This is a genomic window from Rhizobium sp. BR 317 (genome assembly GCF_047445835.1).
GTDB lineage: Bacteria > Pseudomonadota > Alphaproteobacteria > Rhizobiales > Rhizobiaceae > Rhizobium > Rhizobium paranaense.
The window spans coordinates 146,938-158,851 of sequence record NZ_JARWLB010000001.1 but is presented as its reverse complement, the minus strand read 5'-3'; the positions used below and the strand labels follow the sequence as shown (position 1 = coordinate 158,851).

Annotated in this window: 8 protein-coding genes; 5 read left to right on the top strand and 3 right to left on the bottom strand. The window is 56.9% G+C overall.

All coding sequences use genetic code 11. The features are described from left to right. Nucleotides 1–100: 100 nt before the first annotated feature. Both QD357_RS00770 and QD357_RS00765 read right to left on the bottom strand, forming a co-directional pair. On the bottom strand, nucleotides 101–1,726 hold the full coding sequence (locus QD357_RS00770; RefSeq protein ID WP_245407461.1) for a glycosyltransferase: 1,626 nt from the start codon (nucleotides 1,724–1,726) through the stop codon (nucleotides 101–103). 597 nt (nucleotides 1,727–2,323) lie between these two features. Continuing rightward, nucleotides 2,324–3,118 (bottom strand): helix-turn-helix transcriptional regulator, encoded by a 795-nt coding sequence (locus tag QD357_RS00765; RefSeq protein ID WP_107108036.1) that lies wholly within the window; start codon nucleotides 3,116–3,118, stop codon nucleotides 2,324–2,326. A 1,045-nt stretch (nucleotides 3,119–4,163) separates the two neighbouring features. On the opposite strand from QD357_RS00765, the gene QD357_RS00760 reads away from it, so the two are divergent. The 5 genes from QD357_RS00760 to QD357_RS00740 all read left to right on the top strand — a co-directional run bounded on the left by QD357_RS00760 (nucleotide 4,164) and on the right by QD357_RS00740 (nucleotide 11,521). Further along, the gene (locus QD357_RS00760; protein WP_107108037.1) at nucleotides 4,164–5,096 is read left to right on the top strand and encodes a fibrinogen-binding protein; all 933 of its coding nucleotides are present in this window, start codon (nucleotides 4,164–4,166) and stop codon (nucleotides 5,094–5,096) included. Between the two features lie 156 nt (nucleotides 5,097–5,252). Then, nucleotides 5,253–7,271, top strand: coding sequence for a hypothetical protein (locus QD357_RS00755; RefSeq protein WP_107108038.1), 2,019 nt, complete (start codon nucleotides 5,253–5,255; stop codon nucleotides 7,269–7,271). A 25-nt stretch (nucleotides 7,272–7,296) separates the two neighbouring features. Further along, nucleotides 7,297–9,621 (top strand): type I secretion system permease/ATPase, encoded by a 2,325-nt coding sequence (locus QD357_RS00750; RefSeq protein WP_107108039.1) that lies wholly within the window; start codon nucleotides 7,297–7,299, stop codon nucleotides 9,619–9,621. Between the two features lie 5 nt (nucleotides 9,622–9,626). After that, nucleotides 9,627–10,988: an HlyD family type I secretion periplasmic adaptor subunit gene (locus QD357_RS00745; RefSeq protein WP_107108151.1), complete on the top strand. Its 1,362-nt coding sequence runs from the start codon at nucleotides 9,627–9,629 to the stop codon at nucleotides 10,986–10,988. Nucleotides 10,989–11,029: 41 nt separating this feature from the next. Beyond that, a complete protein-coding gene (locus tag QD357_RS00740) occupies nucleotides 11,030–11,521 on the top strand; it encodes a hypothetical protein (protein WP_107108040.1) in 492 nt (163 codons plus the stop codon). Between the two features lie 16 nt (nucleotides 11,522–11,537). On the opposite strand, the gene QD357_RS00735 is transcribed toward QD357_RS00740, so the two are convergent. Next, nucleotides 11,538–11,819, bottom strand: coding sequence for a hypothetical protein (locus tag QD357_RS00735; protein WP_107108041.1), 282 nt, complete (start codon nucleotides 11,817–11,819; stop codon nucleotides 11,538–11,540). Between the last annotated feature and the right edge of the window lie 95 nt (nucleotides 11,820–11,914).

The following is an 11,914-nucleotide window of genomic DNA, read 5'->3' as shown; positions in this document are numbered from 1 at the left end:
CATGCGATACAAGGGGCCAAGGCCCGATGTTGCGCAGATCGTCAAAAATGTCGCAGGGAGTGTCGCAAAGAAGTCGCAGGGGCGCGGGTGTTAGGTGCGCCTAACGGGAAAGCGTGTTTTCCGTTACATGTCGGGCGACAATCAGCCCGATTAGCGCCGCATAGACCAGGGCGTTGATCGCGGCAAAGATAAAGAAGCCTTGGGCAGTCTCCCGGTCGAAAGCAAAGGCCATCGCCTGCGCGGAACCGAGGCTGAGCACGATATAGGGCGCCAACACGCGAAGCAGCAGCGCTTGCCCTGCTGCCACCCTCTTCGGCGCAACGTGGAAATCGCCTCGGGAATGTGTAAGACGGTCGCGAATAGCGGCTGCGCAGCCAATGAGCGACCAAGGCCAGCGCAGGAGAAGAAATGCCACGCTCTCCCAGCTTGCGATCTTGGCATTGGCGGGTCGGAACGTGCCCGTCGCACGCCAGATGAAGACCAGCGCGATCAATGCGGCAACGATCGGCAGGAAATGCAGCAGGAAAGCGGGATAGGTAACGTCGACAAAGCTATGGCCCGTCAGAAGCGCCACGATCGGCAGGATGAAGAGGACAGCCAAGCCCAGGGAAAACAGCGGATAGCAAAGCTCGGAGAACAGGAACTGGAACTTCAACCATCCGGACAGTTTCGGCATGTAATCCGGCGCATGCCGCAGCAGGGTCGTCATCCGGCTGCGTGACCGGTCAAATTCCTGCATCATCAGATCGGTGAAAGTCGCCGGACCGTTGCCGTGGGCGATCGCATCCAGCGCATGTATCCCGCGCCAGCCGCCGGCGTTCATCGCCAGCGTCGTCGAAAGACCTTCTGCCGGTTCCTGTCTCGGCCCACCGATTTCTTTCAACGCCGCTGTGCGTACAGCGTAATGCGTGCCGACGCAGAGTGGCGCCCAGCCGTTGTTGTAGCCGGACTGCACCAAACCCTGAACGCCGGCTTCGGCAAAGAGCATGCCCCTCGCCGCCCAGCTCGATGCCGCATCGGCGTCACAGATGCTCGGCGCCGACACATAGCCGATGCCGGGGTCGCGGAACGGCCGAACCATCTCACGGAGATACGTCCTCTCGGGCACGTCGCCGGCGTCGAATTGCACAACGAAATCATATCTTTCATAGCCGAAGTGGTCGTAGAAGGACGTGAGATTGCCTTGCTTGCAATGCAGCGAAGTATCGCGAGCGTCAGCCCCGGCACTCTCGCGCGTCGTGGAGGTGAAAACGCCGTGTTCCATGCACCATTTCATCATGTCCAGGCTGGGTTTTTCCTCCGCCAACCAGACATCGAAATCGCAGCCCGTTTGATCGAGCATCGCCCGCAACGTCGTCTGCACGAGGGAAAGAGATTCGGATGATGCTCTGGTCACGACCATGGCGATGCGCCCCGCAGGCAATGGCCCGGCCTGCGGCATACGCCGCGCATCATGGACGATGACGATGAAATAGGCCGGCAGCCCGGTGATCAAGGCAAGAGCCAGCGTCACCAGCAGATAGGACGGCCAGCCGATCACATGATCGCTGCGCAACCACCACAGCCAGAAGAAGGTCATGGTCGCCGTCCAGACGGTAATGCCGATCAGGTTGGCAAAGCGCATCCTGCCTTCGAATACCTGCTCAGTCGCTGGACCGATATCGCCTGGATTGACGGACGGCCGACGCATGGCGTGGACACCGATAGCAGCGGGGATCTTGCCCATGACATCACCTTCGGAGCGAAAGAGAGGGTGGCGGCGTTCCGCCGCTGACAAGAACCGTTTCAGCTTGATGGAGGGGGGTGGATGGCGATCTTTTTGAGGAGAAAAAATCGCCATCCGTCGGAACAAATCTACGCACTACACCTCCATCCCCTTGTCAACTAACGGCGCCTGTAGGCCGCATGCTGTACTTAAAAGACTTTGAATGAGAATAGTAACGCAAATTTATTTGCAGTAATAATTCGTGTGAATCGCCAATTTTTACCAGTATCGAATCGGATATTAACTTGGTGAATAAGCAGATGATAAAACGACTTTACGCTACGTCAACGGAAATCTGATGAATGATTAGGCAAACTATACTAAATAGCTATTTCACAGGTGAGTTATTGGCCGCGTCGCGCATAAGCGTAGTCCACTTTCAGGAGGGACCTAAGCGGCTGGATTAACGCTACGGCAGGGAGGTGGGGCGCCAGTTGATTGGCCTCGATCAGAGCCTTGTTCGGCGCGATGGGATTTCCGGCTTGGGGCCTGCAAACAAAGAAAACGACCGCCCACGATGTCGCGAACGGTCGTCCCCTCTCAATTCCTATCTGTGGATCAGTTTCGCCACCGACGCGACGGATCCCGATCCAGCCCGTTGTCCGAATTGAAGAAGCGTGAGGCCGCCTCCGTTCGATTGCGGACATTCATTTTCTTGTAGATGTTGCGGACGTGAACTTTGACCGTATTTTCGGACAGGCTGAGCTGGTCCGCTATGATCTTGTTCTGTGTCCCCTTGCAAATGAGATCCAATATTTGGACCTCGCGTGTGGTCAGCGCCTGTAGACTGCCGCTGCGCATGGCGATAGCATCCTCGTAGGGTCTATGGCCGTTGGTAAAGCGCGTCTGTGCCTGATAGAGCGGCTGATTGAGATGCGGCGTGTCCCCAGAGAGCCGGCGCAGGAGCGCCGAGGGGAAGTGTTCGCCACCTTTCATCAACAGATCGATCGCTGCCATGAACACATCGAGGCGGAGATTGAGCGGCAGAACGCCGTGTATATTCCGTCCTTCGACAAGTCTGGCCACGTATGGATCGTGCAGATCGATCGTTTCGACGACCAGCCCGATTGATATTCCAGGCGAATTCGCCCTTATTGTATGTAAAGTATCCTGCATGTCCTCGGATTGAAGATGGTATAGCAGGATCAGTTTAACGCCCTCCAGAGCTTTGCCCTGAAGCGCCTTCGGGTCAGTAATGCTGATGATGTCGTATGCTGCAAATCTGGTGCCCAAAGTTTGCACCAGGCATTCAGAAAAGAGATCGGCATCCGCCAGTACGACGATAGTCTCTTTTAAGTTTATGATATTGTGGTTGTCTTCAGCATCCCCTGTTCTTACGCTTGCGATGTACATTTGTGCATCCCCCAAAGCTCGCAGCCATGTCTAGTTAACCCGCTTTTTGCCGGAATGTTTTTTATGAGCACGGTGCCCTGATAGGACTGTTTATGCAGTCTTCTTAATTAATATAAAACTATATTAATCCATGCGATCGTAGTTGGAAATTGCCCAAAGGGGTTAGTTTTGCCGCGAAAGCTCTAAAAATTATCACAAATGTGGGAATTTGGCCAAATTGGGTGCCGTACTTGTGCTTAGTTCTGCACATTTTCGGGCGTTTCTGTTTAATCAGCTAACCTAAGGTGGAGGTCACCCGTCGACTGATAATGGCCTAAATCGACCGAAATCGGTAGAACGACTCGGTGAACTGAAGACTGGCTCAAAGCATAGTAAGCGTCGATATACTTTTTATTACAATTTGAAATTTCATAGGCATGATCCATTTTTGCAACGGCTGCCGACTTAGTTAGATTTTTGAAATATATTACTTGGATGTGGCGCGACAATTTCTAGTCGTTTAAGCCGGTCGGATTAAGACTATACCAACGGCGATAACGCATTCGTGATGCCGACGAGACGACGGGTAGCCGAGAAAATCTTGAAAAACCGAATGACAACAGCGCTTTAAATCCTTGGCGCTCCTCGGGCGAAATCCGATTTATGAAACCGAAACAGGGCGCTAGCCCGAATTGGTATCTATGAGCTTGCCTTGTTTTGGGTCAAAGTCCCACCGTTCCGCACCAACCGCGGAGCTTGGGGAAAAAACGGCATTCCGGTCCTTTGTCTCGCGTCCCGGACAACCTCCTCCTCCCCTGATTTCTTAGAGACAACAGAAAGCAGAAGGCGTTGACGCTCTAACCAAGCGCCAGGGCGGATTTGCGCATTTTGTTTGGCGTAGCTGCAAATCCCAATAGGCCAGGTCTGAACCAACAGGCCGGTTTTGTCGGTAGACATGTAGTGCGTACACCTGCCGCAACGTTAACAGTTGGGGCCGCCGCGAGAAAGTCCCGTTTAGATGAGAGGGATTTCCCGAGACGGCCTCCTCATTTGGAGGAAATGTATGATGTCTCCTGATTTTGATATTGCCAATGTCAGCGCGGATGACGACCTGAAAGTCGGCGCGCTGGCGGATGGCCTCGCGACCAGCGCCGTTAATTCCACGGAAGTGGATGACGGTTCGACTGGTCTTGTTGGCGTTGCCAACAACAACAACAGCAACAATACCACCGATACGGATCTCGACGTCAAGAACAACGGCGACAATCGCGACAACACCAACAATGGCGACAATCGCGATAACAGCTATGATGAAAACCACGACAACAAGGTAATCACCAAGACTGACACCGACATCCATACGGAGGCCAACAACAACGGTGATAATCGCGACAACAGTTACGATTATGACTACAAGGCCATTACCAAGACCGATACCGACGTCCACACCGAAGCCAACAACAACGGTGACAACCGCGACAACTACTCCTACAGCGACTCCAGCACTCATTCCACTTCGGACTACGATTTTGGAACGATCAAGGATGTCCATGATGTTGGCAATCTCGGCGTAGCCGGCCATGATCTGACCTTCAATCTCGGAGACGATTACTCCTTCAATCTTAATATCGATGGCGTGCTCAACAATGCGCTGGGCGGCGGCGGCAATGATACCGGCTTCAGTCTGGTTCAGGCCAACAATCTCGCCGATCAGGATCAGGCCTATGATGTGCAGATGCAAAACCAGGGTGCCAGCATCGACCTAACGGCCGAGGGTGGCCATTCCCATGCCGACGGTCTCGATCTGGACCCGACGTTCAATTGGAACGGGGTGCCGAGCGTGGGCCACGACATGACCGGTACGGCGACAGCGGATTCTACCGCCATCATCTCCAATTCGGGCTTCCATCAGGAAGTGGTCCAGGGCGCCAATCTGCTCACCAATACTGCCGATATCACCGTAGGCGGCGATCATCACGTGACCTCCGGCGACTCCTGATTTCGAAGCGAGAGCCACGCGTTATGTGCACCGGCCGGAGGACAGGCCGGTGCACATGTCGTGGCTTGAACCTGGATTTCCTTGAAATGACAGCCGTCGGCAGCGGCGGCATCGACCCGGATAGGCCAGGCGTTTCGGAAAATTGGGGGACCATTCATGCACGCGGAAAAAATTTCGGAGATCATCGCCCATTTTATTGGGCTCTTCGACACGCAGATCGAGGATCTGCGTCTGCGGCTGAACTACACCGATGCGACATTGCCGGAGGACAAACCGGAGGAACAGCCGGACCCGACCTTGGCAAAGGATGATTTTAGTTCCGGGTTGACGGTGGTCGACTACGCGCCCGAGGTGAAATACATCGACTCGCCCTATTACTTCCGTGCTGGCTACATACATCCGCACGACAATCCCTATCACGAGCGCATGCACGATCATGAAGGCCTGGCCCCGGTGGAGGTCTCCGTCGTTCACCGCCCCTCCGAGATCGAATTCCAGCCTGCGACTCTGCCTGGAAAACTTGACGTCTACGTGGGTCCTGGTTCGGAGGTCACCCATGTGGTGCAGGCCAATGTCTTGCGCGACGACGACGTGCTCGACATGACGAATTCTTCCCACCACATCATCCGCGATGTCTCCGACGTCTACGACTGGCTGGGCCAGGCGACCGTGAAAGCCGAGGAACTTTCACCCTTTGCTTCTCTCCAGCGGCCAGAGAGCAACGAGGGCATGATAAAGCTCAACGATGATCTGCACGCATTTGCCAAAACCATCGAAGAAAGCGGCGGCACCTACATCCAAGACCCCGACGGCAGCCACTATCTGGCGATTGCCGGCAATGAGCTTGACGGCGTCTTCGTCAACGGCGTGCAGGTCACGAGCGCGCCATATCTCGAAGACTCCATGCCGGATCGCGGTCTGGCAAAAACGGACACCGAAGGAACGGACGGGGTTGTTCATCAGACAGGACCGGGTCCGAATTCCCTCAACATCGAGGCCGGCGGCAATATCGTCGCAAACCTCGTCAACATCGTCGACACGAATATCATTTCGCACGTCATGGCCGTCATGGGCGACTATCATTCCATCGACGCGATTTCACAGAGCTATATCTACAGCGACAATGATAAAGTTGATTGCCTTTCAGGCAATGACGACCAGTCTTCGCAAAGCGCCTTGACGATCGGCAGGAACATCGCCGTTTTCCAGCACAGCGAATTTCAGGCGGCCGCGACACCAGAACATTCCGACGACGGCAATCCGGCTTTCCCGAGCTTCTGGCGTGTCAGCGTCATCGAGGGCGACGTCTCGTTCCTGCATTGGACGGAACAATATAATTTCCTCTCGGACAACGACACGATGCGGGTGACGACCACCGGTGCCGAGACGACGCTGCTGACCGGCGGCAATACATTGCTCGACCTCGCCTCCTATTTTGGTCTCGGCATGCAGTACGATCTGATGATTGTCGGCGGACACGCGTTCGACATCAATTCGATCAGCCAGATCTCGGTGCTCTACGACAATGACGTGGTGACCACCACTCAAAGCGGCGAGCATGTTCAGACCGGCGGCAATCTGCTCTGGAACCTCGCCTCCATCAGCAATGTCGGCCTGTCGGATCGCTTCACTGCGATGCCCGATTTCGTCAACGACACGGTCAAGAATATCCAGAACCACACCAACGAAATACCGGACGGCCTCGCCCATGACTCGAATTTCGCCGGTCAGGAAGCGCTGAACGTTCTCTACATCACCGGCAACTTCTTCGACGTCAACGTTATCAAGCAGATCAACGTCGTTGGCGATTCCGACATCGTGCATCAGGTGGCGAGCGATGTGGTGGCGAACAACCAGAACGCCACCGTATCGATCGACACCGGCAGCAATGCCTTGGTCAACATCGCCAGTATCACCGATTACGACAGCGTCGGTCATACGACCTACGTCGCCGGCAATCTCTATTCCGATACCGTCCTTATCCAGGGCGGGCTGGTCGATCATGAGCAGACCACCAATGCGAACCAGCAGCAGAGCCAACCGTTGGCCAATGAAGCGATCGCTTTCCTTGGCGATCACGATTCACAGCCCACGCAGAATGAAACCATCGATCTCGGCCACGACATATCCTGGCACAACGGCACTGTCGGCGACGTCATGCAAACCGTCACGTAGCCGGAGACAGTAGGGGGCGCATCTGATGAACCAGTTTTCCAAGCTCAGCATGATGGAAAGCCGAACATTGCACCTGACGTCGCTGCCATCCAGCGAGGATGAGCGCGCTGCTGAGCGCAACACCGCTTCCTATATGGCGGCCATAGAGGATGCCGTGGATAGCCTGAAGCGGTTGCGGCGCGAGCCCAAGGCTGCTGTTGCATCTCCCTCACCTTCCCAACCGCAAATACTGGATGCAACGCCTGCGCCCGCCACGGAGACTGAGACTGTCCCCGCGCCGCCTGCGGCGTTTTCCGTTGTGACGAAGGTTGAGGATGGGTCCGCCACATCGACGACCGAGATCGAAATGAGAGTAGTATCGCCCACTCCGGAGGTCGATCCGGTGCCCGTGATCGAACCGGCACTCCGGGCGCCGGAAGCGGAAATGCCAAAACCCGAGATGCCAAAATCCGAGATGAAGGTGAGCCAAGCTCGGCCTTTAGCTCGCACGATCGACAGCGATACCGGCCCCGTGCGTGAGAACGAGCGCCGGTCGCTTGGCGGCGGCGGTCAAGGTGGCAATGGCGAAAGCGGCAAAGGTGGTGGTGGAGGAGGCAATGACGGCAGCATCTTTCACAAACGCAGCGCCCAGCCTATCAACTTCGCCGCCAGCCTGCGCCAAGGCATTTCCGTCGTTCAGCGCAACATGCTGATCGTGATGATCTTCACCTTGGCGATCAACATTCTGGTGCTGGCAATCCCGATCTATCTGTTCCAGATTTCCGACCGTGTTCTGACCAGCCGCTCGATCGATACGCTGGTCATGCTGACCATCGCCGTCGTCGGCGCCATTCTCCTGCAGGTCATCATGGATTCCGTGCGCCGCTTCATCCTGATGCGCACGGCGGTCGAGTTGGAAGTGCAGCTCGGCGCGCCGATCTTGAGCGCGGCCGCCCGCGCATCCCTGAACGGCAACGGCCGTGACTATCAAACGCTTGCCGATCTCCAGCTACTCCGGTCCTTTTTGACTTCGGGTACGCTGCTTGCCTTCCTCGACGCACCATTGATGCCGCTCTTTGTCGTCGTCGTCTATCTCGTGCATCCGCACCTTGGCGTGATCGTCATGACGTGCTGTGCCGTGCTGTTCATCATTGCCTATCTCAATCAAAAGATGACGGCGAAACAGTTTGCCGAAGCCAATGCCTTCGTCAGCCGCGCCAATTTCCATCTCGATTCCATGGCGCGCAATTCGCAGATCATCAATGCCCTGGCGATGATCCCCGAAGCGGTGAAAATGTGGGGGCGTGAGACCGCAGGATCGTTGAAATCGCAGGTGGCCGCCCAGGACCGCAACATCGTCTTTTCCGGCCTCACCAAGGCTTGCCGCCTGATCACGCAGGTCACCCTACTTGGCTGGGGCGCGCACCTCTCGCTTTCCGGTCAGTTGACGGGCGGCATGGTGATTGCAGCCTCGATCATCTCCGGCCGAGCCCTGGCGCCGGTCGAAGGGGCGATCGAGGGTTGGAACCAGTTCAACCATTCCCGCGCCGCCTACGGCCGCATCAAGCAGTTATTGTTGAACTCGCCGCTGAATTTCCCGCGGCTGCGCCTGCCCAATCCAGAAGGACGGCTCGATGTGGAGCGCATCCTCTTCGTTCCGCCGCCACAGAAGCGGGTCGTTTTGAACGGCATCTCCTTTTCGTTGAAAAAGGGAGAATCGCTTGCCGTCATCGGCAATTCCGGTTCCGGCAAGACGACGCTCGGCAAGATGCTGGTGGGTTCGATCCTGCCGACCTCGGGCAATGTGCGGCTCGATCTGATGGACCTGCGCAACTGGGACCAGCGCCAGTTCGGCGAGAGCATCGGCTACCTGCCCCAGGACGTGCAACTCTTTCCGGGCACCATCAAGGCCAATATCTGCCGCATGCGTGACGATGTCGACGACCGGCTGATCTACGAGGCGGCCGTCCTTGCAGATGTGCACGAGCTGATCGCCACTTTTCCGCAGGGCTATGAAACGGTGGTTGCCGCCGATGGCGCGCCGCTTTCCGGCGGGCAGAAGCAGCGCATTGCGCTTGCCCGCGCCTTCTTCGGCAATCCGAAATTCGTGGTCCTCGACGAGCCGAATTCCAATCTCGACACCGCCGGCGAGGCTGCCCTCGCCCGCGCGCTCATTCACGCCAAGAAGCAGGGCATCACCACGGTGACGATCACCCAGCGCCCTGCCCTGCTGCAATGCGTCGACAAGATCCTGGTTCTGAAGGACGGATCGGTGGCGCTGTTCGGTGAGCGCACCGAGGTGCTGAGAACGCTGAGCAATAAGCCTAATAACGAGATCGGCAATCGGCCGGCGGCAAGGATCGAAGGGTGAACGCCATGTTCGGGAGAACCAAGGGCAAAAAGAAAGAGGACAACGAAACCGGGCAAATCGAGTGGTACAGCGAAGTGCCGCGGTCCATCAGGCTCTACAGCGTCTCGGGTCTGGCGATCCTGTTCGCCTCTTTCGGCGGTTTCGGCTATTGGGCCGCGACCGCGCCGATCGCCTCGGCCGTCATTGCTCAAGGCAGCTTCGTCGCGACCGGCAATAACAAGATCATTCAGCATCTCGAGGGTGGCATCATCAAGGAGCTGATGGTGAGCGAAGGACAGGTCGTGCAGGAGGGGGATATCCTGCTCACCCTTGATCCGACGGCGGCGCTCGCCAATGATCGGGCGCTGAAGCTGAGGCGGCTACGGCTGGAAACGGTGGTCGCCCGCTTGAGAGCCGAAGCCCAGGGCAATGAAGAATTCAAGGTTCCCGATATCGTCACGGCGGAGGCCGACGATCCCGATGTGACCGCACTCATCCAGAGCCAGGTTGTCGTCTTCCACAGCAAGCAATCCAAGCTGCAGGAACAGCTCAACCTTATCGAAAAGAACATCCGCTCGCTCGAATATCGCACCCAGGGATATCAGGGTCAGCGGGATGCCTTCGTGACGCAGCTCAAGCTTCTGACCGATGAACAGGCATCGAAAGAAAAGCTTGCCAATATCGGCGTCGTCAGACGTTCCGACCTTCTGGCCGTGCAGCGCGCAGTCGCCGACGCCATGGGCGACCTTGCACGCATCGACGCTGAGCTGAACGAGAACGAAGCCCAGGTGGCCAAGTACCGCCAGGAGGCGATCATTGCCATCAACGCCAACAAGCAGGCAGCGCTCGACGCATTGGAAACGGCCGAATCCGATCTCGACAGCGTACGCGAGCAGGTGCGCGAGGCCGCGGGCGTGCTCGACCGCACCGTCATCCGTTCGCCGGTCAGCGGCACGGTCATCCGCTCCTACTATCATACCGCCGGCGGCGTCATCACGACGGGCAAGCCGATCATGGAGATATTGCCGAACAACGTGCCGCTGATCATCGAGGCACAGGTGTTGCGCACCTCGATCGACCAATTGCGCGAAGGCGAATCCGCCTCTATCCGCCTGTCGTCGCTCAACCGGCGTACGACGCCGGTTCTGAACGGCAAGGTGTTCTACGTCTCCGCCGACTCGATCGAGGACAATTCCGGTTCGACGCAGCGCGATGTCTATGTTGTTCGCGTCCAGATCCCGAGCGAGGAGATCAAACGCATTCCGGGCTTCAAGCCTGTACCCGGTATGCCTGCGGATATTTTGATCCAGACGTCCGAACGCACCTTTTTCGAATATCTCTCCAAGCCGGTGGTCGACAGCATGTCGCGCGCCTTCAGAGAGCGGTGAATGAGTTTGTCCTTTCGATGAGTTGAGCATAGGACCGCGCCATGCCTGCAATGTCCGATATTCTGCTTCGCGTCGGCCGCCTGAACTATGTCTGGACCAATACCGAAAGCCTGCTGATCTACATCATCGCGCATCTGCTGAGGGTGGAGAAGGACGCGGCCATCATCGTCTTCCTGACGCTTAACACGACGCGCGCGCGCATCGATCTGGTCGAGCGTCTGGCGAAGCTATCCTCGACACCTGCGGAAGACAGCCACGCAGTCCTGGCGTTGATGGGTCGCTTGAAGCGGGAATCGAAGATGCGCAACAAATACAATCACTGCATCTATTCCTTCGATGAAAACGGCGAAATCTCGAGCACGCAGCTCATGCGTCTTGTAGAAGACGACCGGCACGTCAAATACGGCAAGGTCGAGCAACTGGATCTGCGCGAAATCGAAAGGCTGGAAAGCTCGATCAAGGAGATCGTCGAGATCAGCAAGGCGCTTTGGGCCTTCATCCGCGCCAGCCCAACTTTTCACGACGAGCTTTAGAATACGGGCTAGCCACCTAGCGGCGGCTAAGAAGGCCAATCAGATAACCGATGCCTGCGGCTGCCGCGACCATGAAGATCGGCTCCTGGCGAACTCTTTCGCGCAGTTGATCGGTTATTTCCTGAGCCTCTTCGGTGACGACCGACTTTGCGCCCTGCCCGACCGCGGCCATGCTGCGCGAGAGCTTCGCCAGATCCTCCCGAAGCGCGGCGATCTGCAGGTTAAGGTCTTCGACAGCGGTTTCAGCCTGGGCCTGTGCTGCAGCAGATTGGGCGGAAGCGGTTTTCGTCTCGGCCATCGTCGGCTCCTCTGTTTCCCTCAGCTTTCAACGTCGATCCCTGGCAAAGGTTCCGGGTTCGCAGCACCCAGCCGGGTGATTTCCTTGGTGGCTCT